A 26,711-nucleotide genomic window follows, 5' to 3' on the forward strand; every position below is an offset into this window, starting at 1 on the left:
TCCTCTTCTCTTGTTTTTACCTCAAAACATCAACTAACCACATACTTATTGCTGGAATATAAGTAATGAATAGTAAGATAACCACCAGGGTAACTAACAGTGGACCAATTCCTTTGATCACCTCCTCAATACGCAATTTGGCAACACTTGCTGCCACAAACAAGTTCACTCCAACAGGTGGGGTAATAAATCCTATCGCTAAATTAAAGATCATCATCAAACCAAAATGGATAGGATCAACGCCTATTTCCATTGCCATTGGTAAAAGTATTGGTGTTAGAATAACAATTGCCGCTAACGCTTCAATTACAAGACCAACGAGTAATAGCAGGATATTTAATAATAGCAAGATGATGATTTGATTCTCACTAATCCCTAATACAAAGTTGGCAACGGTCTCGGCAACTCTTTCCAATGTAATCAGTTTTCCGAAAATACTTGCCATAACAATAAGTAAGATAATAATCGAAGAAGTCATGCCGGCTTTTACTACATTTTCATAGACTGCTTTCATTGATAAATCTTTATATACAAACATCCCAATGATTAACCCATATAAAACGGCAACTGCTGCTGCTTCTGTCGGTGTCATAATGCCACCGTAGATACCTCCAAGAATAAAAATTGGTACCAATAATGCGAGCTTTGCATCCCATGCTGCACGTAATACGCTCTTGAATTGAAAGGATGTTTGATTCCCTCTCCACCCTTTTTTCTTGGCAATTACATAGGTAACCACCATTAGTGCGATCCCAGAAAGGATCCCTGGTAGGATCCCAGCCATAAACAGCTGGGAGATAGATTGCTGTGAAACAACACCATATATCACTAAAGGATTACTTGGTGGAATAATGACGCCAATTGTTCCTGCGGCAGCCACGATTGCAGTTGCAAAGCCGGGATGATACCCTTGTTTAATCATTGCAGGTATTAATAACGTACCAATAGCCGCAACAGTTGCTGGTCCCGACCCACTAATTGCCGAGAAAAACATACTCGTTACAATTGCTACTAATGCCAGACCACCCGGAAGGAAGCCTAATAATTCATCCGATAAATGAAGTAACTTTTTAATCATACTGCTGCTTCCCATAATGACACCTGCCGCAATAAAAAAAGGAACAGCCATAATTGGAAAATTATCAATGCTTGTGAATGCGGTTTGTGGAAAAAAATCAATCGGGATCGCATCGGTAACTAATACGGTTGCTAGCGTACTAATTCCAAGCGCAAAAGCGATTGGCATACCAATTAGAATAAACAATAGAAAATAGCCAAATAGTAAAATAGCAATAGAGGAATGAGTTAGAAATAGGGAAGGTATGATAAAAAGGGCAGCTATTAGACAAGTCATCCATCCCTCTTTTACAGTCATCCCTTTCATATCTTGCCATAGGTTCTGTAATAGTCGGATTGATATAAACAGAAACCCAACTGGAATTGCACTATAGGGTATTGCCATCGGTATCGACAGAGCAGGTGTTGTCTGCGCGGTTTCCAATTGAAATAAAATCATATCAACCCCGTAATGAATTAAAATATAGCTAAAATAAAGCATGAAGATAACGGTTACTGTTGAAATCGATTTTTGTATTCCACTCGATAACTTATCAACAGCAATCGTTACTTGGATAGACTCTCTATTCTTTACAGATAAACTAGCACCAATAAAGGAAACAAAAACAAACAAATATCTAGCTACTTCTTCTGTCCATGTTGTAATATTGGCAATTTCAATGAAAGGCAGTAAATAGCGATTAATCACCTGTAAATTAATTAAAATTGTAAAAACAAGAAACCCAATCACAATCAGTACTTCTTCCAATCTCCTATCCAAGCCCTTTAAAAAACGATTCCACGGATTTCTTTTATTCTTAGAAGTAGAAAGTTGTATACCCTTGACTACAGAAGACCCTTGGCTCATTCCCTTTCCATCCCTTCAGCAGAATCTATTTGTTTACTCAAAGATTTCTTGCTTTGTCTTACCAAGTGTTTCAAGAATTAAGTCAACATATGCAGGATCAGCGACACCAGGCTTGACAAAACGATCCCAAACCGGTTTTACAGCTTGTTTCCATTTCCGCATCTCTTCCTCATTCGGTTCGACAATTTCTATCCCGTAATCAATAAATTGTTGTTTCGCCTCTTCCTCTCTTTCATTTGCTAATTTCCGCTGCCATATCATCGCCTCATCTCCAGCTTCCATAATAAGCTGTTGATTTGCTTGAGTTAGCTCATCAAATTTTTCTTTATTCATCACGACAATGTCGGAGCTATAGTTATAGTTAACTTCGGTAGCATAACGAAGCACCTCCTGGTGTTTTGAATCCCATAATAAGGAGTAGCTATTCCCTTCTCCTTCAACCGTTCCTTGCTGCAGGGCAGTAAATACTTCAGACCATGAAACAGGGGTAGGAGTTGCACCAAGTGCATCAAAATCAGCCTGTTCAATCTTGGAGTTCGTTGTCCGAACCTTCATCCCTTTTAAATCGGATGGCTCTTGAATTGGCTTCACGTTATTAACAATTTGCCGAAATCCATAGTCTGGAAAGAAGATAACTTGAAATCCCGATTTCTTCATTTCATTACGAATAACATCTCCAGGTTCTCCATCAATTGCTTGATATACCTCGTCCTTGTTTTCAAAAATGTATGGTAAATCCCAAGCTGTAAAATAGTTTGTAAAGCTTGTCATATTCGGTGTCGATGAACTAGCAAATGCAATACCTCCTTTTTGTGCACTCTCTATCACTTCTCGATCATTTCCGATTAGTGCATCATGATACGTTTGAATCTGAATTTGCCCATTTGATTTTTCTTCTACAAGTTCTGCAAACTTATCGATCCCTTTAGAAACAGGGTGGTTAGCAGATTTCGATTGGGCAACCCGAAAAGTAATTACATCGGCATCTGTTGAACCAGCACTTTGATTCATTGCAAGGTTTCCAAGTACAAATAAGGTGATAAATATAAGTACAACAAAAACCGAATTCATAAAATGCTTCAACCCTTCTCACCCCCCACGTTGATAACGCTTACAAATTAATTACATTCAACCTCTCCTCTGTCTACTATCACGCCTCGTCTTAATCCGAAATCGATACATATCCGGTCGATACAAACCTTGATATGCTTCAATGGGTTCGCCATACTGATCGTAAATAACTCTTTCCGCACTTAATACTTGGGAGGAAGGCTCTATATTTAAATGTACCGCGTCCGCCTTTATTACCTTCTCTGTAGAAATAAACTGCTCTGCTTCTGTCAATGTAATATGTAATTCATTCTCTAATAAGTCATAAATGGTTGCATTATTTAAATTATACGTTTGAAGTTCCAATCCAACCTGAATTGGATAATAATGCTTCTCTATCGCAACGGGCTTTGCATCTGCATATCGTAAACGTTTGATCGTGTAAAGTTCTTCTCCGAAAAAATGGGCTAATGTATCTGCCTTCTGCTTTCCAGCGAATAGCAATTTACTCCCTGGTTTCATTCCCATTCTTTTTACCGTATCTGTGAAACTGTTTAGGGAAGAGAGCCATTCCTCAATTGGGGGCTTCTCTGCAATAAAAGTTCCCTTTCCGTGTATTTTTTTCAATACACCATCCTGGACTAATTTGGTTACAGCCTCTCTAACTGTAGTTCTACTTACGGAGAACATATCCATCAGATCCCGTTCACTAGGAATCTTATCTGTATACGTCCCATTATATATTTGTTTTTCTAAAACATTTCCAATTTGTATATGCAACGGGATAGGTAATTCTGCATCAATCATCGGTTTCCCTCCATTTCATGCTCATCATGACGTACCTACCAGTTAATTTAAATAAAATTTGGCAAGATTAATTTGTTTTTATTAAAACAGGTATCCTACAATAAATCAATAATTAACCCTAATTTGAATTATAAGAATATTTTATAAGTATTTATACGCAATCTAAGAAGCAAATCTTCCTTCACATGAAATCGGAATAGATCATTCCTTTGCTATATTTATTTCCTTATAAAAACACCTCCATGTCGTTACGCATACTCGACGGTTTGGAGGTGTTTAGATTTATTCTCTTTCTATAATTTAATAATATTAGATTCTTCTTTTTCTATATTTCCTGATTTTTGTAGGGTAACTTGCTCGCCATCGTTTAAATTCGTAAATACAATCGGCGTAATGATCTTCAAACCCTTACTTTGAATGAATGAGAGATCGGCGTTTAATATTGGCTGACCTGCTTTGACATGCTCTCCTTCTGATACCAATGCCTCAAAACCTTCCCCTTCTAAGTTTACGGTATCAATACCAAGATGAATAAGTATTTCTTTTCCTCCATTTGATTGCATACCAATGGCATGTTTCGTTGGAAAAACATTTACGATTTTTCCATCTACCGGTGCAACAACAAGTCCATCTTTTGGTACAATTGCAAAGCCATCTCCCATCATTTTCTCAGAAAATACTTTATCAGGTACCTCTGTAATCGCTAGGATTTCACCTGATAACGGGGCGACGAATGTATCCGCGAACGGTTCATTCTGCATCGCATCTGGATTCACTTCTTCAATTTGTTGCTGAATTTCAGCTTGTTGATCTACCTCTGCTTCTCGTGGTGTTTTTCCAGAAATAATATCTTGCATTTGTCCCTTAATCGTTTCCGAGCGTGGTCCGAATATAGCTTGAATATTATTGCCAACTTCTAATACACCTGAAGCACCTAATCGTTTTAATTCTTCTTTATCTACGTTATTGATCGTATTTACCGAAACCCTCAGTCTGGTAATACATGCATCCAAATGGGAGATGTTTTTCTCTCCACCCATGGCTTCTAGAACATTATAAGCTAAATCACCATTTTTACTATTTCCACTTTCTATTTCTTCCGTATCTTCTTCACGACCAGGCGTCATTAAGTTGAATTTCTTGATGAAGAAGCGGAAAATGACGTAATAGATTACTGCGAAAATAAGACCAAGTACAATTGTAATCCACCACGGCTCTTGATTTGGCAGAATACCAAATAATGCAAAATCGATGGCCCCGCCAGAAAACGTGTAACCCACATTCACACTAAACAAGGTCATGAGCACAAAGGACAAACCATCTAACACCGCATGCAAGAAAAATAGTAACGGCGATACAAACATAAATGAGAATTCCAATGGTTCGGTAATTCCTGTTAAGAAAGATGTTAAAGCTGCAGAGCCTAATAATCCAGCTACTAATTTTTTCTTTTCAGGTCGAGCAGCATGATACATTGCTAATGCTGCTGCTGGTAGACCAAACATCATAATTGGGAATTCACCAGCCATGAAATTACCAGCTGTAATTTCTACACCGTCTTTCAATTGGGCAAAGAAGATCGTCATATCCCCACGTACCAAATTTCCAGCTTCTGTAGTATAAGAACCGAACTCATACCAGAAAGGCGCATGGAAGATATGATGCAGACCAAATGGAATAAGCAATCGTTTTATAAAACCGAAAAAGAAGACGGCTAGATACGTTCCTTCTTCAATTAACCAATAAGATGCACTGTTCATTGCTTCTTGGACAGGAGGCCAGATGAACAGTAATATAAAACCTGCTACAAACGAAAAGGCGGCTGTTGCGATTGGCACAAATCGTTTTCCTGCGAAGAAACCAAGGAATGAAGGCATTTCAATATCGTGATAGCGATTGTAACAAAAGGCAGCAATCAGACCAATGATAATCCCGCCAAATACCCCTGTTTGCAGGGTTGGAATGCCTAATACAGAAGCAAAACTAGGATCATTTTCGATCATTTCCGGTGTCACACCGATCCAAGACCCCATCACTTGATTTAGTACTAAATAGCCAACAAGCGCGGCAAGTCCAGCAGCTCCATCACTTGCTAAACCAATTGCAACACCAACTGCGAAAATTAGTGCTAAGTTATCAAAAACAATGCCACCAGCATCTTCCATTACGGTAGCCACAAGTTGAATCCATTCTGTTCCTAAGAATGGCAAGTACTCGAGCATCGTTTCCTGCTGTGCAGCATTACCCAATCCTAAAAGCAAACCGGCTGCAGGTAATAATGCAACTGGAAGCATCAATGCTTTACCTACTTTTTGCAGCACGCCAAATGCTTTTTTAAACATATTATATTCCTCCTTTTTCTCAACCATTCTTTCGAAAAAACCATTAAAAAAAGCATGAGCAGAAATTACAAATAAGCTAACAAGGACATCCATTCCTTATCTACTTATTATCCTTTCCACTCATGCCTGATCGTATCAGTAACACGTTAGATATCATTCGTATTTTTGATTTAAGCGTTGTAAATGCATGGTTAAGTAAACCGCTTCCGCTTCATATACGGGTTTTTTCATCGTTTGTTGCATAATTTTTACCAACTTCCATGCTAGATTATAGCATGTCGGATATTCTCTTTTCAATAGAGAAGCAATTTTTTCTGGTTCTTCAATTCGTTCTCCTTTCAAAACCCGTTCAATCGTATAACGAATATGCCTTACCAAGCGGATGTACTCAATCCCTTCTCGATTGACCCGGATGCTTAGCTGGCTTTCAATGATATCAATAAATTGAGTAACAAGTTGTGAATATTTGTTAATATCAGAAAGTTTTTTATCCGTAATCGCACTATGCACATGTAATGCGATAAAACCAACTTCTCCTTCCGGCAAGTTAATAGCTAAATGATGATTAATATAATCAACCATCTCCGCAGCAATCTCATATTCAAACGGATAGAGCACTTTTGTCTCGGCTAGAAATGGATTACGAATTTCTAATCCATTTTTCAAACGATTTACAGCAAAAAGAATATGATCCGTTAATGCAACGTGAATCGCTTCATTTAGCATTTCCTGTGACCTGTTTCGAATAATACCAATGGCTTCTATAATTGATTGTAATAGGGGTTCATCTATATTTGGCAGTAATTTTTTATAGTTTTCTTGCTCTTTTGCATTACGTAAAACAAATAACTTCTCTATTGCCTTTTCATCTATATTCTCTTTTTTCTTATGGTGAAAACCAATTCCATTGCCGATTAATACGACTTCTGATTGACCTTGATCCAGGGCAATTAATACATTATTATTTAAGACTTTTTTTACCGTAAACGTATTCAAAGTGGTCCGTCCCCTCAAGTCGGTGTTTTGCAATACGTATGATTATAACATGATTCCCGATTTAGGCAAAACGATCTAGCTATCTAAAAAATACCAATTAATTATAATGAAAAGCTATCCGTAGCTTTAAAATTTATTAAAAGTACGAAAAGCATCCGAAGTCTATGCTCGATCGGATGCTCTGATAATCTTTCATTTACTCCCAAAAACGATTTTGATAAAAGTAATTCGGTTTATTGGTTGTATTATCAAATGGTTTATGAAAGATATGCGTCGTGGCAGGGGAAAGCGGTGGGATTAACCAAGCCCATTTTCCAGTCACAACTCTGCCTTGTTTCGCTTCTTGCTTCTCAAATATTTCAAATTGTTTCGCAGCGGTATGATGATCTACAATGGATACGCCTGCTTTTTTGTATGATTCAAGAACAGCAGCATTTAGCTCAACAAGCGCCCGATCTTTCCATAATGTACTTAAATGTTTTGTGCTTAGACCTAATTGTCTAGCAACAATGGGGAGCAAGTTATAACGATCTTCATCAGCGAAATTCCTAGCACCTATTTCTGTTCCCATATACCACCCATTAAATGGGGACGCTACATAATTTAGACCACCTATTTCTAAACGCATATCAGAAATAATTGGTACGGCATACCATTTCACATTTTTTCCAGCAAAAATGTCTACTGTTGGATGGTTAATGGGAACTTCAGTGACTACCTCCTCTGGGATCTCCCGCCATTGTGGTGATTGATCATTTACCTGAATTACCAATGGCAGTATATCGAAAGACGTTCCTTTTCCTTCCCAACCTAACTTTTGACATTGCTTCGTAAATTCTAATGACGCTGGATCACCAATAACCCCATTCTCTGTTTCATAGCCAGCATAGCGAAGCAATTGATGATTCCAAATTTTAATCGGCTGCTCACCAGTTTGATATTGTTCGGGTTGGAAAATGGTAATGAATGGTTTAACTTTCCCATGATTCGTTGCTTTGTTTATATGATCAATGAGATACGTAAATACTTCTTCGCTTGTCGAAGCATCTCTTGCATCAATCACTTCCATACGTTCCCAGAATAGACGACCGATGCAACGATTGGAATTACGCCAAGCCAATTTTGCTCCATAAGCGATTTCATCATACGTCTGTCTATACATTCCATTCGCCTGTATTTCTTGTTTCACTTCGTTGCATCTTAGTTGGAAATCATCTGATGATGTTTCTAGTTCAGAATGGTACTGTTTAAGGAATGTCAATGCTTCTTCCCAAAGTTGTTGTTTATCCATGTCCTATTGCCCCCGACTTTTGTCTCTTTCTAGTGTATCAAAGCGCAGCTCATTTTTTGTGACAAAGTACGTACAATATAATTCTGAAAAAGCGTAACACAACATTTTACCTGAATAAATAGAAAGGCTTAAGCGCCTATATAAACTATAAATACAAAAAAGTTGAGTGACTATGTCTATCATGGTAAGATTTTAATTATAGATATTAAGAGTCTTTAATAACTATATTAAGCGGAGATGGATTGAGATTGAGGAAGTGAACCTAACTCAACAAGTAATCTATCTTTCTTCACTTTTAAACAAATTAGATTGGAGATGATTCGGTGATTTTAGATTGTGCTGTAATTGGTGGGGGTCCAGCAGGGATGAACGCTTCTTTAGTTTTAGGAAGATCAAGACGTAAAACCATTTTATTTGATGATAATCAACCTCGGAACGCTGTAACTAACGAATCACATGGCTTCCTTACTCGTGATGGTATCACCCCTTCTGAATTTAGAAGACTGGGGCAGGAAGATTTAAAAAATTATCCAGATGTTACCATCAAAAAACAGCGCGTAACAGAAGTGCATAAAGTTCAGCAACTATTTACGATGCAGACAGAGGCTGGAGAAGTTTATCGATCAAAGAAATTAATTTTGGCAACAGGCTTGAAAGAAACACTACCAAATGTAAAGCAGATGCAACAGTTCTATGGTACTAGTATATTCAGCTGTCCATTTTGCGATGGTTGGGAATTAAGAGATCGCCGATTGGCTATTATTGCAGACAATACCCATGCCTTTCATATGGCTAAAGTTGCTTTTAATTGGAGTAAAGATCTGATTGTTTGTACAAATGGTAATTACATTCTTTCCAGTGAACAACAGGATTTGCTAGAGAAAAAAGGAATACATGTATACGTGGAATCAATTACATCTTTAGTTGGAGAAAACGGCTATTTGGAAAAGATCATCTTTGCTGATGGTACAGAGATTCTGCGTGATGGGGGATTCGTTGTGCCAGAAATGAAACAGGCTTCTTCTATTGGTGAATCCTTAGGCTGTGAATTAAATGAGCAAGGTGGAATAATAACAGATCGTATCGGACGTACAAATGTCGACGGTGTATTTGCCAGCGGAGACATGGCAATTGCAGGTCCAGCCCAATTAGTAATTGCTGCTTCAGAAGGTCATAAAGCTGCTATTGGAGTCAATGCAGCGTTTATTGAGGAAGATTTCTAATCCAAATAAAATGGCAAGATTCATTACAATCCGCGTTTTTCCAACTTTATAGAAGATGTAATGACTGGACTGTCGATAATCAAACAGTGGAAATCGTTGAAACTCCAGTGGGAACAACATAGCTCGTAGATCGACTCTAGTAAGCGATTTGCGTTTACTAGAGTTAGCTAGGGCCATGCCCGGCAGAAAGGGAAACGATTTCCACTGTGATACAATTATCCGTCTTTTTACGTTCCAGCTACTAATGCTAATCAAATATTTTCTTCTTCACTGTATGCTTGGCCACCTCGTTACGGTCAACACCATATCCTATTCCAGGATGATCATTTACTGTAAGGATACCATTTTCAGCTATCACCTCTGGTTGGATAATATCTTTGTTCCAATACCTTGATGAGGAAGCGGTATCCCCTGGTAATGTAAAATTGGCCAACGAAGCAATTGCAATATTATGTGCGCGGCCAATACCGGATTCTAACATCCCACCACACCATAGAGGAATGCCTGCCTGCTCACATAAATTATGAATTCGTTTCGATTCAGTCAATCCGCCAACGCGGCCAATCTTTAGATTGATAATTTTACAACTTCCTAATTCAATGGCTTGACGAGCGTCTTCATGGGAGTGAATACTTTCATCTAAACAAACTGGGGTACTGATTTGCTTTTGTAATTTTGCATGATCGATCAAATCCCCTGCCATTAATGGTTGCTCAATCATCATTAAATCAAATTCATCCAATGCTTTCAACACGTCTATATCATCCAATGTATAGGCAGAGTTTGCATCTACCATTAACGGAATATCTGGAAAATGCTTACGAACTTCACGAATCATCTCAACGTCTTTTCCTGGTTTAATTTTGAGCTTGATTCGTTTATAGCCTTCATCCACTTTTGCTTGTATGGACTCCATTAGCTTTTCATAACTATTCTCGATCCCCAAACTAATACCAACTTCAATTCTAGACTTCGTTCCTCCTAGACTTTTCGCTAAAGATTCCCCGTTTTGCTTCGCATATAAATCCCAAACCGCACCTTCTAAAGCTGATTTGGCCATATGATTACGCTTATAGGGCTTGAATAGTTCTTGTAAATTATCCGGGTGATCAATTTTTTGACCTACTACTAGCGGGATCAGAAACTCCTCCAGCATATACCAGCTTTGCAGAGTGAATTCTTCGCTATATAATGGCCGTTCAGAGGTGACCCCTTCTCCCCAGCCGGAAAGTCCATCCTCGCTTCTCACCTCAACTAATAAGAACTCACGATCTTGCTCGGTTCCAAAACTCGTCGTAAACGGGTTTTTCATGCGCATTTTCATTTTATACATGATAACTTCCTTGATTTTCATAACCATCATTCTCCTTTTTAAATTGGTCCCCAACCCATTAAGACAGCAATTGTAAGATAAATAATTCCAATTAGACACCATATAATTACTAGCGGCATCACAAATTTAATCCATTTTACCCAGGATACCCCTGCGATGGCTAGGTTGGCCATTAATATTCCAGAAATGGGGGTGATGACGTTTGAAAATCCATCTCCCATTTTATAGGCTTGCACGGCTACTTGGCGAGGGATTTCCATAATATCTGCAAGTGGTGTCATAATCGGCATTACAATTACAGCTTGACCACTACCTGATGAGACGAGAATATTAAATAAGAAGTTTGCTACAAACATAACTAACGCGCCCATCACATTCGTAAATGGTTCCATAATCGTTGCCATGCCTTGGACAATCGTATCTAATATCTGTCCATTTTCCATTATAACGACAATGGAACGAGCCATTCCAATGATTAATGCTCCATAGACAAGCCCTTTACATCCTTCAAAGAATTGTACAACGAGCGCATTCGGATTAATTTTGGCTATAACTGCAGTTCCAATAGCAATGACGAGAAACATCGCTGCCATTTCGTTTAACGACCACTTGTATTGAAATACACCAAAAATATAAATTCCAATTCCAATAGCTAACCATAATAAGACGAGTTTATGTATACCTGTTAACTCGGAAGGTGCTGTATCCACACTTTTCTCATCATATTTCGGAAAGCGATTTTCGCCTAAAACACTGCGCATTGGATCTTTTTTGACACGATTGGCATACCACCATATATAACCAATGGTAGAGGCAAGCACCGTTACATAGATCAGTATCCGAAAACCAATTCCCGAAAACAAGGGTACTTGTGCAATTTCCTGCGCCATTCCTGTCGTTAAAGGATCAAGAAAGGCAGTATTAAAACCGGCATATGCGCCAAGATAAATAATAGAAACTCCAACAATTGCATCCAATTTCATGGATCGAGCAAGAATAATACCAATTGGAATAAAAGCAATCACTGCATTTACAATAATACCTAATGCGCCAAAAATTGAAAACAGCGTACATACAATAATTATCAGCAAATACTCTCTATTTTTCGTCTGATTAATGGTTTTCATAATTAACGCATCAATTGCTCCAGTATATTCAATTACCGCAAAAGCTCCTCCAATAATAAGTACGAGGAAAATTAACCCTGCTGAATCAATCATCCCTTGTTGAATCGATGTGAAAATGTCAATAAAGGATGTGGGCTGTTGATCTGTTTGCTGATAACTATCTGGCACCACCGTCGTGATATCATTCACTGTTTCTCTTTCAAATGTCCCGGCTGGTATCAAATACGTTGCAATGGCCGCTACAATTAGTATGATAAATAGAATAATATACGCATCTGGGAGCGCTAGCTTTCTTTGTTTGCTATTCCTCTTTTTGTTCTCCATTCAATTCCTCCTCTTTCAATTTTCGAAATATTAACAACTTGCATTGTATTATAATAAAGGATATAATTTATTTCAATATAAAATATTGTAAAAACTTTAAAAAGAATAAGGAGAATAACCTTGACTGCTGATTTTATTCAAAAAACGGAGGCCAACTTTTCAAAACTAACGAAGGGATTAAAGGTAGTTGCGGATGCGTTATTATCTGATCCAATGATTTTTGCAATTCATCCTGCAAAAAAAGTAGGAGATATACTTGGTGTTAGTGAAACAATGGTAATCCGTTTTTGTCATTCTATCGAATATAATGGCTATACTTCCTTACAAAAAGAGGTCCGTCAACACTTACTAGAGTTAAGCCAAACATCTAACCATGATATGAAAATAGAAGCCAATTACTTTGCTGAAAGTGTACAGAAGGATATCAAGATGATTGAAAATAATTTAGAGAAGTTGTCCATCCATGACATGGAAAAAATAGTAGAAACGATTATCGACTGTGAAAAGATAGTCGTTGCTGGATATCATCATTCCTTCACATTTGCACACTGGCTTTATTTTAACTTAAATTATATTGTTGGAAATGCTGACTTGTATCGGCCAGAGACAGATGCAGGATTGCTCGATTTATTACCCAATAAAGCCTGTATCATTGTTTTTTCATTTTACCGATATGCGATAGATACGATTCGCTTAGCAGAAGAAGCAAAAGCAAAAGGAATTACTGTCATTACCATTACTGACTCACGAGTGTCACCAGTTGTGGAATTTGCAGATATTTGTATCTCCTTATCTATTAATCAGCATACATTATTTAGTAAAGGACCTGTGACATTAGCAGTAATCAACGCAATTCTGTTTGAATTAGTGGAGCGAGTGGAGAACAGAGGGAAGATTCAATCAACCTATAAATACTTTATAAAGGATGGCGAATAGGTATATGAATATTGAACAACAGGTTAAAGATACATTCACGTATTTACATAATCACGCAGAAATTAGTTGGGAAGAAACGGAAACCACGCAATATATTGCCTCTATCTTAGAAAAGAATGGCTGCCGGGTTACTACTTTCCATGATCAAACAGGTGTCATTGGCGACTTCGGAAGATTTCATGCAAACCTACCAATTGTTGCGGTTCGAGCTGATATAGATGCATTATGGCAAGAAGTAAATGGTCAATTTCAAGCGAATCACTCCTGCGGTCATGATGCCCATATGTCCATAGTTCTAGGGCTATTATGGAAAATAAACCAATCTCCAGAATTAAAAGACAAAGTAGCTTTACGGTTCATTTTTCAACCAGCTGAAGAAAAGGGATCTGGTGCATTATCCATTGTAGATAAAGGAATGATAGACGAAGTTGACTACTTATTCGGCGTTCACCTTCGTCCACAACAAGAGACGAAAATGGGTCATGCTACACCAGTTATTGTTCACGGTGCTGCTAAAATGTACAATGCAGTCATCAAAGGACATGATGCACATGGCGCCAGACCACATTTAAATATCAACGCGATTGAAGTAGGTGCTCAAATTGTCAATTTATTAAGTAAAATTCATCTAGATCCTCGTATTCCGCATTCTGTAAAAATGACGAACTTCCAAGCAGGTGGAAAGAGCACAAATATTATTCCTGGTAACGCATCCTTCTCCCTAGATATGAGGGCCCAAACGAATGCAATTATGGAAGAACTCGATGCAAAGGTACTTCATATTTTTGAAACCATGAAGAATTTATATGACGTCGAAATCGACATTACCAATACCGATGGCATTGTTGCAGCCGAAACCAGCGATGAAGCAATTGCCATTATGGAAGCTGCAATAAACCATGTGCTAGGAACAGAAAACACAGATGCTCCTCTAGAAACACCTGGTGGCGATGATTTTCATTTCTATACCATTAAAAAACCCAACTTAAAAGCCACCATGCTTGGATTGGGTTGCGATCTTACTCCTGGACTTCATCATCCGCAAATGATGTTCAATAAAGATGCATTAATGAACGGGGTTCATATTCTATACGAGGCAGTAAAACAAGTATATAAATTTTAGTTAAAAAATCTCCAGCCCGATATGGTTTGGGGATTTTTTAACTTTCATAAACAGACAGAATGCCTTTTCAAGTGTATAGGCAAAAGGTTCCTATCTTAACTTATATTTTTGCTTGGTTCATCCATACTATTACTAGATATGTTAGAGGTGAGGATACGAATATGATTTTATATATCGGAAAAGTCATTTTAATATACATCCTAACGATCATCATTATTCGTTTGTTAGGTAAATCCGCTTTTGCTCAATTAACCGCTCACGATTTAGCAGGCGTCTTTTTCGTCGTTTCGATAGCGATCGGCCCGGTGGTTACAGATAACCTGGCCTATGCAATTGTCGCACTCATAGCTATTGGCACTATTCATATCATCTTTTCAAAACTTACACTAATTAATCGGTTAAATAAATATTTCATCGGACAGCCAACTATTGTTATCAAACACGGCAAGCTGATTAAGAGAAATCTAAAACAATCTCGTTTTGCACTGGCTGAATTGTTGTCGAGCTTAAGAGAAAAAGGGTATTCAACAATCGATTCTATTGAGTATGCAATTATTGAACCTAGTGGGGAAATTAGTATTTTACCAAAACCAGAAGATGCACCTGTCACACCAAAGCAACTAGATATGGCTGCTCCCTACCAAGGACTTCCGCTTGCAGCGATTGTTGAAGGGAAAATTCAGCATCAAAACTTGAAACTTATTAACAAAGACGTCCAATGGTTAAGAAAAGAGCTTACTTCAGCTGGATATTCAGATGAGCGCAACATTTTTTATGCAGTCGTTCAAGATAACAACCATTTGTTAACGATTGATAATGGAGAAGGAGATGTACACCGACAGCCATAAGTTGTACAGTTATGTAATCATTCAAATAGTTGACATTAATTCCCGCCGCATGACATGAAATTTTTAAAAGCGATTATCTCCTACATCCAGTGATTCACTGGTACGTAGTTTTTTTCTCGCTTCTCTCCCCCAGCTTTTTACTGCATCAATTGATACACCTTCCATTTCGGCAATCTCTTTCATCGTTAAGTTCTGAACAGCAAATAGATTTAACCATTTCCATTGCTTTTCGGTTAATACCTTCTTCGCCTCACTTAAAAAGATCTTCTCATCGAAATGTACGGATTCCATCTGCTTAACTGAATAATTACTTGTTCCTTTCTGATAATAATTTCCAGTCATCGTTTTTATTTTTTGTTGTTCAATGTAGGCTTTTACATTTTCTCTCTCTTTTGTTTGTTTACGAATCAAATCGATCATCCGATTACGAATTGCATAATTGAAATAGGTAGCTAGCGGGCCTTTATCCGCATGATAGGTTTCATACGCATTCCACATCGCCACTAACCCCTCTTGAAAAAATTCTTGATGGGGATCTCTTATCTTTAACCTGTGAATATGATAATGAATTCTCCGTTCATTCTGAGCAAGTACTTCTTCAAAAGTTAGATCAAACGTATTGGATTGCTTCATGCCACTTTCCTCCTAGCAATGCTTGTTAATACTATAATCGAATAAACATGACAAATAGTGGCATTTTGTTATCAATTTCCTTCAAAAAAGCTGGTACCTACCAAACCGGTGATATAGGCAATCTATGCATATAAGGATCGTGTAAATCGTATATAATGGAATAAAATTCGTTTATTGGGGAGGGGTTTTATGTTTTCTGACAACCAGATTAGTCATTTTTCTGAATTAGAATATAGTCTTTATAACTTTATTATGAACCATCTGGAAAAGGTACAGTATATGCGGATTAGAGAATTAGCAAAGGAAACGCATGTATCTACAACCAGTATTCTTCGTTTCTGTAAAAAGATTGATTGTGATGGTTTTTCGGAATTCAAAATTAAGTTAAAATTATACCTGAAAGAAGCAGAGCAGCTGCGGATGATAAATACAACTACTTCCCTTTCTGAATTTCTCGAACGTACGTTACAACACGATTATCAAACGAAAATATATGAGATTGCCAACCACTTAGTAAAGGCGAAAAATTTAATTTTTATTGGTATTGGCACGTCTGGTATTTTAGCAGAATATGGAGCACGTTATTTCTCTGCATTGCGGAAATTTTCCCTACATATAAAGGACCCTTTCTTTCCCATTCACCCAACAACTTTTGAAGACAGTGTTGCCCTTATCCTTTCCGTATCCGGGGAGACAGATCATGTACTTAATTTAACCAATCAGATGAAACAAAGAGGAAGTACGGTGGTAAGTATTACCAATCATTCTGACTGCACATTAGCTAAAATTTCGGATTATAACCTTGCTTACTTTGTTACACCAGAATATCGGAAAACATATAACCTTACCACCCAAATCCCTGTGATTCATTTTTTAGAAAGCCTAGCTAAAGCAACCTATGAAGTAATGCAACGAGATTAATTCTGCCCATGTATGGAGAGATGATGGATTCTCTTATACATGACTACCATTTCTGTCACCATCTCTTTTAAAGTTTCGGTTGTGAGCATCAGGTCTTCCGCATGCATGAGGAGCAGGGAGAATTCAATTTTGCTCCCTGCAGCTTCTTGGGTTATAAAAGCTGTATGAACCTTATGGCCGTTATTTAATAATGTAACGGCTTCAGCTATTTTTAGTTCTGCTTCTTCCATTCGATTTTCTCTAGCGGCATATAATCCCTCCATTAATGAACTTCTAGCTGAACCTACATGACTAATTAGATCAAATATTGCTTGTTCTTCTACCTTCATAGTCACACCTCTTCTTTATCTAAACTATCATTAGGTTGATTCCCAGGTATTGCTTTATTCGCGGCAATTACAAACGGTAAATAAATTAGAATGGAGACAACCACACATAAAATCCCTACAAATAAAGCCAGCCAATTTCCTCCCGAACCTAAGAAAGGGATAAGTACGCCAGGCGTTGTCCAAGGTATCGCATACGCTGAGGGTGGGATCAATTCTAGTGTAATAAAAAAATAACCAATGAGTGTGTTAACAAAAGGAACCATGATAAACGGAATCATAAACAACGGATTCAAAACGATTGGTAAACCAAAAATAACGGGTTCATTAATATTGAATAAACCTGGCGCAAGTGAAAGTTTTCCAATTTCACGATGATCCTTCCGCTTAGAAATAAACAATATTGCTAGTACCAAACCAATCGTCATTCCAGAACCACCATAGTTTGCAAAAGCATCATACAACGTTCCCCATGTTTCAGGATACGGTGCTCCCCAAGCCATCCCATTTTGTCCTACATATTCCAGATTTTCTAAATTCGCCTCTGCAAAAATTGCTTCCCGTACAGCCGCAACTGTATTTGGCCCATGAATTCCAAAAATCCAAAGGAGGTTAGAAACAACACCTAGAAATAGTACTGTCCATACGTTTGTGCCCATATCTTTCAATGGCGCCTGTAATACGGTATAAACTAACTCATGAATGCCCCCATCATTAAATTTAATAATTAAATAGTTTAATACAGAAACACCAATTGTAATAAAAATGATCGGGAATAACACACGAAATGACCTTGCTACTGCCGATGGCACCTGAGGCGGCATAGTAATTTGTAATCGCTTTGCTTTCGAAAGCTTACTAAAGATTTCACCAACTAATAATCCAATAATTAACGCAACAAATAATCCTTGAGCACCAAGCCATTGAACAGTCATATAACCTTGCCCATCAACATCGATATTTGCCGTATAAACGATAAAATAAGAGGATAAAGCAGTTAAACCTGCTAATAAATCATCCGCCTTTAAATAGATTGCAAGATTTCTTGCAACTAAAAACACAATGAAGATAGACATAATTTCTGTCGATCCCCGTAATACTGGGGTAAAGATTTCTTGATAGTTACTTAGATTCGGGAATAATTTATCTAAGAATAATAAATTTGCTATGAATCCATCCGGTGATAAAATCGCGAAATTTAATAATAAAATGATCGAACCAGCCATCGTTAATGGAAAAGCGAGAATGAATGCATCACGAACTGCAATAATATGACGCTGTGAATTTAACTTATTCGCAATCGGAACTAATATCCTTTCGATAACGCTTTCAAATTTGCTCATAAAACCCATTATTATCCCCCCTTTTTTTATTCTCCGTGGAGAGCCATTGCTCTATTTAACACCGCTTCTCCATTCATCGTTCCGTAGTCTCGCATATCAATAACTTCAACTGGAACTCTACCATTAATAATGGTATCAACTTGCGGTTTCTGGTAACGTACTTGTGGTCCAAGAAGAACTACATCTACTTCATCAGCCACCGTACTGCATTCGGATATTGGCAATGCAATAATCTCTACTTCTTTGCCTAAATTCGCTGCATGCTCCTTCATCTTGGTGACTAAGAGACTTGTAGACATACCGGCTGCACATACTAATAATATTTTCATTATCTCTCCCCCTCTATTCTTCTCTAAGCCCATTCTGCTTAATTACTGATTGATACCAATAAAAGCTTTTCTTTTTTATTCTACGTAAATCTCTTTCATTCCATTCATTTCGATCTACATAAACGAAGCCATATCGTTTCTGGTATCCATTTAACCAACTTAGTAGATCAGTAAATGACCACGTACAGTATCCGAGTACTTCCACTCCATCCGATATTGCCTGTTGAACTTGCTCAATATGCGCTTTGATGTATGCAATTCGATAATCATCATTTATGAAGCCATTTGCTTCCACCTCATCAAATTCTCCTAGTCCATTTTCTGTAATTAAAACTGGTAGTCCATAGCGGTTTGCTATTCGCCGCAATCCAATGCGAAGCCCTATTGGATCAATTTCCCAATCCCAATTTGTCACTTCCAGAAAAGGGTTTTTAACTGTTTTAAACAATCCTGGTACGCCTGACTCCGATGAAGTCCCTTTCTTCCCAGTCGTGTTCATTGTTCCCATACTTATTCCGTCTAGCGGATTGGATTCAACCGTTCCCGAGCGATAATAATTCACTCCCATGAAATCAGGCTTTGCTTCTTTTAGGAGTTCCATATCTCCCGGTTCTACCACTGGCGCTAAACTATGTGCTTCTAAGAAATTCCACATTATTTGCGGATATTGTCCAAATGCATAAATATCCATCCACCAATAGTTACGCTGCTCTTCAACATTCTCAAAAGCAAGTACATTGTCTGGCTTACTATCTAGTGGATATCCGGGCATATAGGCAAAACTCGGTCCAACTTTTCCTGCAGGCACATAATTACGAAAGGCTTGGATCACCTTAGCATTTGCTACATTTGCGATATGATTGGCTTGGTACATTCGCTTGGTATCCTTAACACCTGGTGGGTGGATACCCGCTTGATACCCAAGTCCGATAAACACGTTTTGCTCATTCATGGTTACCCAATAGGTTACTCGGTCTCCATATCGCTTAAATAAGGTAATACAATATTTCGTAAAATCATCAATGATCTTTCTCGATTCCCATGCGCCATATTCGTCCATTAATGCTTGTGGAACATCCCAATGATAGACAGTAATAATTGGTTCGATGTCATAAGAAAGCAATTCATTGATTAGATCATCATAAAATTGCAACCCCTGTTCATTCACCTTTCCTTTACCGATTGGATAAATTCTACTCCAGGCTATGGAAAACCGATATGCTTTTAAGCCCATTTCTGCCATTAAGGCAACATCTTCTCGATACCTGTGGTAATGATCAACCGCTACATCTCCATTTGTTCCTTTGTAGGTCATTCCCTCTTTCTTTGTAAAAATATCCCATACAGACGGACCTTTTCCGGCTTTATTCCACGCTCCTTCCACTTGATAGGCGGCTGAAGCAGATCCCCAAAGAAAATGATTGGGAAACGAAGTTCGCTTTTGATGTTCCATATGTTCCTCCTATTGATTTGCCTTATCAATAGTAAACGCTTGCAAATCATTCATGTAAATACTTTACCGAAGCTTCGTATCATGTACCACCATCTAGGAATCTGTTTCAAATAGATAACAAGTTGTAACATCATCTATTCATTTTTAGTAAATATAGATTATGATCGATTTACCAAATCTTCACAATATCTTCATTTCACTTTAATAGTTGAAACGTATACTTAAACTAAATTTAATCTAGGAGGGAAAAAATGAAAAAACGGAAGTTACATAGCTTACTTGCAGTTATTGCTGCCACCATGTTGTTTGTAACAAGTCTATTACAGTCAACTTCGATCGCTTATGCCTCTGTTTCAAATCCAATTGAAAAGGTAGAAAACGAAGAGCAGACCGATCAAGGTGAAAACAAAACGGCAGACGCAAAAGAAGAGCAAACCATGGAGGAATTAAAAGATCAGAAAGAGCTCCCTCTAGAAATAGAACATGAACCCCCTTCCCAAGTTGGTTATAACCAAGATCAATACATTCAAGCTACTGTTCCAAATGCGACAACCGTTCAACTCGTTTATCAAGCAACCAAATACGCACAACCAATTCGTGTCGATATGAAACGATCTAAGAACGATACATTTACAGAAACAATACCTGGATCCGTACTTTGGTCAGATTCCTTAGATTATTGGATTGAAGCGAAAAATAATCAGGAAGAAAAAACATCTACTGTCTATTCTCTACCAATTAAAAAACAAGCAGATGATGTTTCCTTATCAACATCATCCCTGCTTATTACTGAAGTAAATCTTAGAGAACAGCCTTTTATTGAACTTTATAACAACACGAATCAACAGTTGAAACTTAATGATTATACCCTATCTCTTGGGGATAAAAAGCTAGATATACCAGAAAGTACGGTAGCTTCTGGAAAAACAATCGTACTTTGGTTATCCGAGGCAAATAAAAACCGTAATGATTTTAATCAACTTTATGAAACCAACCTCACAGACGATCAACTTATCATGCTCGAATATAAGGACCTGCCTACCCAAGATATAAAACTACAGCTCGTTCATAATCAAAAGAAGGAAGACCTTTCTACTGTTTCTTATAGTGATTCAGATACAGCAGCTAGTCAATTATATTATTATCATGAAGGAGAAATGAAAAGCGGCGGTCTAACTAAGCAAGCTGCACCTATTAACCTTTTGCCTGGTCAAGTACCGGAGAACGTAATTGAAATTAAAGAGCCAACATCACCAGAAAATCAAACGGAGGACACTTCTAAAAACAAGCAAGAAAAAGCCGAGCAACAACAAGCATTATATGACAATGCCGATAAGGGAAAAAATGAGTCTACACAACCAATTCAACATGAACCAATCACATCTGCTACGGATACAAACGATTTAACTATTACAGCTACTGCTCCTAACACAAATCAATTAACATTGCATTACAGAACAGGAGAAGGAATGACAGTACAAGAGCTTGCTTTTACGAAAGCGACTGATTCAAATGTGTATACTGTCACCATTCCTAAAGAACAGCTCTGGTCTCCTACTTTTTCGTATCGGATTGTCGCTGAAGCTGAAGATGGGACAACAATTAGCTATCCTGAAACAAATGATATACAAGTTACTATAGAACAAACCAATAAAGCTGATCCACAAACCATACCACCATTACTGATTACCGAAATTACACCTGATACAGCAAATATAAACGGTGCCGATGCCTATGAATTTATCGAAGTCTATAATAATTCCAATCAGCCCATTCAAATGAGCGATTATCAAATCATTTACCGTTATCCAACAGAAACAGCTGATCAGCATTGGGATATTACAAATGATCAACTAATCGAACCTCAAGACAGCTTTATTATTTGGATAAAAAATGATGGAAATCAGAAGCAAACGGTTGCTGACTTTAATACGCACTACGGGTTAACGATGCCAGAAAGCCATGTTGCCAAACTAGATAGTGCCGGTATGGCTAATGGTAGTGAACGTACGCTAATTGTTGCAGACAAGTATGAGAATGAGATCATTGCTGCTTCGTACAATCAAGTAACCGATGATACCAATGCAGATCAAGGGATTGTTTATACGTATCCAGCAGAAAATGACAGAATGGTTAAAGCTGGTATTGGCGAAGGAATGACGCCATTAACCATTATTGATGGACAAGCACCTGAGGAGCCTGTAGTCATTAATGATACAAGTACACCAGTCATTGAATCACCTACTTTCACAGTAACGAAAGAACAAATCATTTTTAATGTAACAGTTACTTCCGAACAAGAAATCATTGGGACTAATCTTGCAATACTTCAAAGTGAAGATACTCAATATCAAACATGGTCCCTACAAGCTTCCGAAGATGATTCCCAAACCTACACGGTTACAATTCCTCGAGAAGAGATTTGGAGGGAAACCATTCAGTTTTATGTGGAGGCTTCAAATCAATCTGGAGATACTAAAACGGATATAGAAGACTATACTTTTTCTCAGCAACCGATTGACTATCAAGAAGTTCCACCATTACTAATTACGGAGATTACACCAGATACAACAAATTTGAATGGTGCGGATGGCTATGAATTTATCGAGGTCTATAATAATTCAACAGAATCAATTAACTTTAAGGACTACAGTATTCGCTACCGATACCCAAATACGAGTGCAAGTAATGATCTAGTTTGGGGGCCTGAAGAAGGAAAAGATATAATGATACCTTCTGGTGAATCCATCGTATTCTGGGTAATTAATCATGGAAATACAGATAAGCAAGCAGCTGATTTTAATGCCCATTTCCAAACCAATTTAGTAGATGGAGATAACCTATTTAAAATATACAATAACGGCATGGCTAACGGCAGTGAACGTACGTTATTAATTGCCACTAAAACGGGAGAGGAACTCTCTTATGCAAGCTACAATGACCTAGTTGACAGCGATGACACCGTTGCTAATAAAGGGATTTTCTATCGTTACCCCATCGATGGAAGTCTACAATCAACAAAAATTAGTGCTGGAGAATGGGATGCGACTCCTGGAGAAACATTAGCAGCACAAGTACCAACTAAAAGAATAAACCTACCAGCAGATAGAGAAGAACCAATTATTAAAAATACGACAACGAAAAAGAAAATAACATCTGAAGAGCCAGTAACCCTTTCCGCTGCCATTACGGATAATATTGGAATTAAGTCAGCAGCTGTTTATTATCGCACTGATGAAAAGAAAGATTTTCGAAAAGTAAACTTAGAGAAACAAGCCGATAACCACTATCAGCATATCGTATATGAACCAGAACTTATAGGAAAACAAACGCTAGAATACTATTTTGTCGCTAGCGATGGCCGAAACCAATTAACTGCTCCTGCTAATTATATAGAGATTGAGAATCCATTTTCACAAGAAGGATTAAGGCTTAATCTCGAAGATAATCAACTACTTTCTGGTGAAAAAGTGATTAAAGCAACCGCTGATACATACAACAATGAAACGCAGCTATTTATTGATGATCGGCAGATAACAGATACTTTTGAAGCAATGGAAACGGAGGCTTACTTTGCCTTTGATGTAAAGGAAACAAATATTTACTTTAAAAATGGCGTAACCATGGGAGATGAGATTCTCGAGGTTTTTGACGACACGTATACGGATTTCACGACATTAACTGTACCGGTGTCTGCTGAACGGCTTCAGCAAGGGGAAAATACGATTTCTATCCGAGCAGGTAACAAAGTTAGTCCATTTGATGAAACTTCCGAAGAGAATCGGGATGATTTTATGATAAAAAATATCCGACTCGTTTTAAAAGACGGGACAACCATCTATGATCCAGCTTATTCAGATCCTAGCAAAGCGTATTCTATTGGCGATAGTCCAAGAAAAGATGCTATCTACGACTTTAACTTTAATTTAGAAGAAGAACAATTTACATCAACAGCTTATGTATTTGATACAACATCTGTAGAAGATGGAAAGCATGAAGTAAAAACAAGTTATCAAGATAAGACAATAACAACTGCGATTATAACTGATAATACAAGTCCAACACTAATCCCTTCCATTAACGAGGGAAAAACATACAAAGGTGAATTTACGATTGATGCAGAGGCAAAAGATGCCACAAGTGAGGTTACATCAATAACTGCAACGTTAGATGGAGAATACATTTCCTTACCTTACGAAACGTCATCTGCACTACTAAAACCAGGGAGTCATGAACTTGTCTATCAGGCTACGGATAAAGCAAATAATGTAGCAAAGAAAAAGGTATCCTTTTCTGTTACAGAAGAGCATCCATTAATGCCAGATTGGCTTAGTGATAATGCTCATACAACAAGCGCCAATCTATCCGTAACTGTAAAGGACCCGACGAATGACATTATGGATGTTAACTTCCATGAAGCTTTTCAATACACGGCCGAAGATGAGAATATCACGATTTCACAAAACGCAGTCAGCACTGAACCCCCTATTGGCTACTTACCAGATGGAGAAGATCGTCTTACAAAAGAACAGCGAAACCAACTGCAGGCTTTAGATGGAAATGAATTATCTACCGAATCGAAGCAAAAATTCCCTTATCACCGATTTGATGTCAGGGTAGATAAACAGGTAGATAAAAATGACGAAATCGAAATTGTCTGGAATGGTTCTTCTTTAGAGGGAAGAAAAGTAACCATGTATGCTTGGAATTATGAAACAAGCAAATGGGCGCCGCTCGTATCTACGATTGCAGGAAAAGAAGCATTTCAACTTATAGGCTCTGTAAAAGGGTTGGATTATGTACAAGATCAAAAAGTCAGTGTGATTGTCCAAGACCAAATCGCCAACCCAGGAGAAGATTTTAGTTTCGTTTGGATGGCAGATACACAATATTACTCCGAAAGTTATCCATATATCTATGATAAGCAAGTGGATTGGATTGCGAACAATCGAGATACGTTAAACATTGAATATGTTTTTCATTCTGGCGATTTAGTAAATGTTTACGATGATTTTGAACAATGGGATGTTGCTGATAGATCAATGCGCGTTCTCGATGACGCAGGCATTCCTTATGGGGTTGTCGCCGGCAACCATGATGTATATAATAAAAGCCGAAACTATGAGAATTACTATCAATTCTTCGGCGCAGATCGGTTTGAGAACAATGATTATTATGGAGGTTCTTTCCAAAATAATCGCGGACACTATGATTTAATTTCTGCGAATGGCATGGACTTCATCATGGTACATCTTGGCTGGGGAATCGAAGAAGAGGGTATCGAATGGCTTAATGAAGTTTTACAAGCACATCCTAATCGAAAAGCGATTTTGAATGTACATGAATACTTGCTAGCAACTGGAAGCAGAAGCCCAACAGGAGACGAATTATTTGAAAAAGTTGTCGTGCCAAATGAAAATGTCTTTGCTGTTTTATGTGGACATTATCATAATGCACATACATTGATAGATGAAATTGACGATAATAGAGATGGCATTTCCGATCGTACGGTTTATCAAATGTTGGCCGATTATCAAGGAGGTCCTGAAGGTGGACAAGGGTATTTACGAATATTGAATTTCAATATGGAAAACAATCAAATTGATGTACAAACCTATTCTCCGCACTTAGATGACTATAATTATTATAATCCGGAAGAATATCCTGGAAAAGATACATTCTCGTTGGATTATGATATGGCAGCTCAAACGAAAAAAGTAGCAACAGATTATCTAGAAGTAAATGTATATACCGATACATTAATCGATCGTGTTGAAAACGTCCCAAGTGGTGAAAAAGCTTCCGTCACGTGGCAGAATTTAGATCCAGATCATGAATATTTCTGGTATGTCGAAGCAACCGATAAATATGGCGGTACAACCCGTTCTGATATTTGGAGTTTCCTAACGGAAGATGGGGAAATTGTTAATCCAAGAGACAACGATGATAACAAGGAAGAAGATGGTAACGAATCGGAGAATAAAGATGGCGATGGTGATGGTAACCCAAGCGTTGAAAAGCCAAAAGCAGGTTCTGAACAAGATAAAACAGATAAGAATCAAGATGATTCATCGCCATTAATTGAAAATACATCCAATAACCCAGGCAATGGATCTTCTCTACCGGATACAGCAACCAGTATATATAATTATCTGTTAATCGGAGCTCTTTTCTTACTCGCCGGCCTAAGTATTTGGCTGATTTACTACTACCGCAGGCGACATATCCTAACTTAGGTTATAGGGTCGGTTTCAAAAAACTTGGCATGATTTCCGCGGGCACGGCCACAACTAACTTGGGGGTAAGCAAAAATTGCTTACCCAAGTTAATCTTTGGACCGGTGCTCTTCCCGTAGGAATCATGCCTATTTTGATTTTCTTAT

Annotated in this window: 19 protein-coding genes; 6 read left to right on the forward strand and 13 right to left on the reverse strand. The window is 37.8% G+C overall.

The window, feature by feature from the left end; translation table 11 throughout:
- Positions 1-16: 16 nt before the first annotated feature.
- The 6 genes from JKP73_RS23000 to JKP73_RS02180 all read right to left on the reverse strand — a co-directional run bounded on the left by JKP73_RS23000 (position 17) and on the right by JKP73_RS02180 (position 8,410).
- Complete coding sequence (locus JKP73_RS23000) at positions 17-1,924, reverse strand: TRAP transporter large permease (RefSeq protein ID WP_200410843.1); 1,908 nt, start codon at positions 1,922-1,924, stop codon at positions 17-19.
- 33 nt (positions 1,925-1,957) lie between these two features.
- Complete coding sequence (locus JKP73_RS02160; protein ID WP_021289296.1) at positions 1,958-3,007, reverse strand: TRAP transporter substrate-binding protein; 1,050 nt, start codon at positions 3,005-3,007, stop codon at positions 1,958-1,960.
- A 45-nt stretch (positions 3,008-3,052) separates the two neighbouring features.
- Positions 3,053-3,781, reverse strand: coding sequence for a GntR family transcriptional regulator (locus JKP73_RS02165; protein WP_021289297.1), 729 nt, complete (start codon positions 3,779-3,781; stop codon positions 3,053-3,055).
- 293 nt (positions 3,782-4,074) lie between these two features.
- The gene (gene ptsG, locus JKP73_RS02170; protein WP_021289298.1) at positions 4,075-6,123 is read right to left on the reverse strand and encodes a glucose-specific PTS transporter subunit IIBC; all 2,049 of its coding nucleotides are present in this window, start codon (positions 6,121-6,123) and stop codon (positions 4,075-4,077) included.
- Positions 6,124-6,276: 153 nt separating this feature from the next.
- On the reverse strand, positions 6,277-7,119 hold the full coding sequence (glcT, locus tag JKP73_RS02175; protein ID WP_021289299.1) for a glucose PTS transporter transcription antiterminator GlcT: 843 nt from the start codon (positions 7,117-7,119) through the stop codon (positions 6,277-6,279).
- A 196-nt stretch (positions 7,120-7,315) separates the two neighbouring features.
- Entirely contained in the window at positions 7,316-8,410 is a 1,095-nt protein-coding gene (locus tag JKP73_RS02180; RefSeq protein WP_021289300.1) for a nitric oxide synthase oxygenase, read from the reverse strand.
- A gap of 323 nt (positions 8,411-8,733) precedes the next feature.
- Here JKP73_RS02180 and JKP73_RS02185 point away from each other — a divergent pair, with 323 nt between their 5' ends.
- The gene (locus tag JKP73_RS02185) at positions 8,734-9,633 is read left to right on the forward strand and encodes an NAD(P)/FAD-dependent oxidoreductase (protein WP_200410844.1); all 900 of its coding nucleotides are present in this window, start codon (positions 8,734-8,736) and stop codon (positions 9,631-9,633) included.
- 247 nt (positions 9,634-9,880) lie between these two features.
- Here JKP73_RS02185 and menC read toward each other — a convergent pair whose 3' ends face one another.
- Positions 9,881-10,987: an o-succinylbenzoate synthase gene (menC, locus tag JKP73_RS02190; RefSeq protein WP_021289302.1), complete on the reverse strand. Its 1,107-nt coding sequence runs from the start codon at positions 10,985-10,987 to the stop codon at positions 9,881-9,883.
- Positions 10,988-11,004: 17 nt separating this feature from the next.
- Complete coding sequence (locus JKP73_RS02195; RefSeq protein WP_021289303.1) at positions 11,005-12,417, reverse strand: YfcC family protein; 1,413 nt, start codon at positions 12,415-12,417, stop codon at positions 11,005-11,007.
- Positions 12,418-12,537: 120 nt separating this feature from the next.
- Between JKP73_RS02195 and JKP73_RS02200 the strand changes: the two genes are divergently transcribed.
- The 3 genes from JKP73_RS02200 (at position 12,538) to JKP73_RS02210 (ending at position 15,324) form a co-directional block, all read left to right on the forward strand.
- A complete protein-coding gene (locus JKP73_RS02200) occupies positions 12,538-13,353 on the forward strand; it encodes a MurR/RpiR family transcriptional regulator (RefSeq protein ID WP_160806662.1) in 816 nt (271 codons plus the stop codon).
- Positions 13,343-14,476: a M20 peptidase aminoacylase family protein gene (locus tag JKP73_RS02205; RefSeq protein ID WP_038242801.1), complete on the forward strand. Its 1,134-nt coding sequence runs from the start codon at positions 13,343-13,345 to the stop codon at positions 14,474-14,476. Before JKP73_RS02200 ends, JKP73_RS02205 begins: the two co-directional genes overlap by 11 nt.
- 161 nt (positions 14,477-14,637) lie before the next feature.
- Complete coding sequence (locus JKP73_RS02210; protein ID WP_021289306.1) at positions 14,638-15,324, forward strand: DUF421 domain-containing protein; 687 nt, start codon at positions 14,638-14,640, stop codon at positions 15,322-15,324.
- Positions 15,325-15,387: 63 nt separating this feature from the next.
- On the opposite strand, the gene JKP73_RS02215 is transcribed toward JKP73_RS02210, so the two are convergent.
- Complete coding sequence (locus JKP73_RS02215) at positions 15,388-15,957, reverse strand: sigma-70 family RNA polymerase sigma factor (RefSeq protein ID WP_021289307.1); 570 nt, start codon at positions 15,955-15,957, stop codon at positions 15,388-15,390.
- A 189-nt stretch (positions 15,958-16,146) separates the two neighbouring features.
- Between JKP73_RS02215 and JKP73_RS02220 the strand changes: the two genes are divergently transcribed.
- Positions 16,147-16,878, forward strand: coding sequence for a MurR/RpiR family transcriptional regulator (locus JKP73_RS02220; protein WP_021289308.1), 732 nt, complete (start codon positions 16,147-16,149; stop codon positions 16,876-16,878).
- On the opposite strand, the gene JKP73_RS02225 is transcribed toward JKP73_RS02220, so the two are convergent.
- The 4 genes from JKP73_RS02225 to JKP73_RS02240 are packed head-to-tail and all read right to left on the reverse strand — an operon-like array spanning position 16,875 to position 20,329.
- Positions 16,875-17,207: a PTS lactose/cellobiose transporter subunit IIA gene (locus tag JKP73_RS02225; protein ID WP_021289309.1), complete on the reverse strand. Its 333-nt coding sequence runs from the start codon at positions 17,205-17,207 to the stop codon at positions 16,875-16,877. The two genes, JKP73_RS02220 and JKP73_RS02225, sit on opposite strands and share 4 nt — an antisense overlap.
- Positions 17,208-17,209: 2 nt before the next feature.
- The gene (locus tag JKP73_RS02230; protein ID WP_021289310.1) at positions 17,210-18,556 is read right to left on the reverse strand and encodes a PTS sugar transporter subunit IIC; all 1,347 of its coding nucleotides are present in this window, start codon (positions 18,554-18,556) and stop codon (positions 17,210-17,212) included.
- Positions 18,557-18,573: 17 nt separating this feature from the next.
- A complete protein-coding gene (locus JKP73_RS02235) occupies positions 18,574-18,879 on the reverse strand; it encodes a PTS sugar transporter subunit IIB (protein WP_031335033.1) in 306 nt (101 codons plus the stop codon).
- Positions 18,880-18,889: 10 nt separating this feature from the next.
- On the reverse strand, positions 18,890-20,329 hold the full coding sequence (locus tag JKP73_RS02240; RefSeq protein ID WP_160806664.1) for a glycoside hydrolase family 1 protein: 1,440 nt from the start codon (positions 20,327-20,329) through the stop codon (positions 18,890-18,892).
- 251 nt (positions 20,330-20,580) lie between these two features.
- Here JKP73_RS02240 and JKP73_RS02245 point away from each other — a divergent pair, with 251 nt between their 5' ends.
- Complete coding sequence (locus JKP73_RS02245) at positions 20,581-26,565, forward strand: lamin tail domain-containing protein (protein WP_160806665.1); 5,985 nt, start codon at positions 20,581-20,583, stop codon at positions 26,563-26,565.
- Positions 26,566-26,711: the final 146 nt, after the last annotated feature.

Origin of the sequence: Virgibacillus salexigens, assembly GCF_014905415.1 — a bacterium.
In the GTDB taxonomy this organism is placed as follows: Bacteria; Bacillota; Bacilli; order Bacillales; family Amphibacillaceae; genus Virgibacillus; species Virgibacillus salexigens.

Excerpts from the sequence above, each read along its gene's own strand:
- JKP73_RS23000 (WP_200410843.1), bottom strand. The coding sequence starts at position 1,924 with ATGAGCCAAGGGTCTTCTGTAGTCAAGGGTATACAACTTTCTACTTCT.
- JKP73_RS02165 (WP_021289297.1), bottom strand. The coding sequence starts at position 3,781 with ATGATTGATGCAGAATTACCTATCCCGTTGCATATACAAATTGGAAAT.
- ptsG (WP_021289298.1), bottom strand. The coding sequence starts at position 6,123 with ATGTTTAAAAAAGCATTTGGCGTGCTGCAAAAAGTAGGTAAAGCATTG.
- JKP73_RS02180 (WP_021289300.1), bottom strand. The coding sequence starts at position 8,410 with ATGGATAAACAACAACTTTGGGAAGAAGCATTGACATTCCTTAAACAG.
- menC (WP_021289302.1), bottom strand. The coding sequence starts at position 10,987 with ATGAAAATCAAGGAAGTTATCATGTATAAAATGAAAATGCGCATGAAA.
- JKP73_RS02195 (WP_021289303.1), bottom strand. The coding sequence starts at position 12,417 with ATGGAGAACAAAAAGAGGAATAGCAAACAAAGAAAGCTAGCGCTCCCA.
- JKP73_RS02205 (WP_038242801.1), top strand. The coding sequence starts at position 13,343 with ATGGCGAATAGGTATATGAATATTGAACAACAGGTTAAAGATACATTC.
- JKP73_RS02210 (WP_021289306.1), top strand. The coding sequence starts at position 14,638 with ATGATTTTATATATCGGAAAAGTCATTTTAATATACATCCTAACGATC.
- JKP73_RS02215 (WP_021289307.1), bottom strand. The coding sequence starts at position 15,957 with ATGAAGCAATCCAATACGTTTGATCTAACTTTTGAAGAAGTACTTGCT.
- JKP73_RS02220 (WP_021289308.1), top strand. The coding sequence starts at position 16,147 with ATGTTTTCTGACAACCAGATTAGTCATTTTTCTGAATTAGAATATAGT.
- JKP73_RS02225 (WP_021289309.1), bottom strand. The coding sequence starts at position 17,207 with ATGAAGGTAGAAGAACAAGCAATATTTGATCTAATTAGTCATGTAGGT.
- JKP73_RS02230 (WP_021289310.1), bottom strand. The coding sequence starts at position 18,556 with ATGGGTTTTATGAGCAAATTTGAAAGCGTTATCGAAAGGATATTAGTT.
- JKP73_RS02240 (WP_160806664.1), bottom strand. The coding sequence starts at position 20,329 with ATGGAACATCAAAAGCGAACTTCGTTTCCCAATCATTTTCTTTGGGGA.
- JKP73_RS02245 (WP_160806665.1), top strand. The coding sequence starts at position 20,581 with ATGAAAAAACGGAAGTTACATAGCTTACTTGCAGTTATTGCTGCCACC.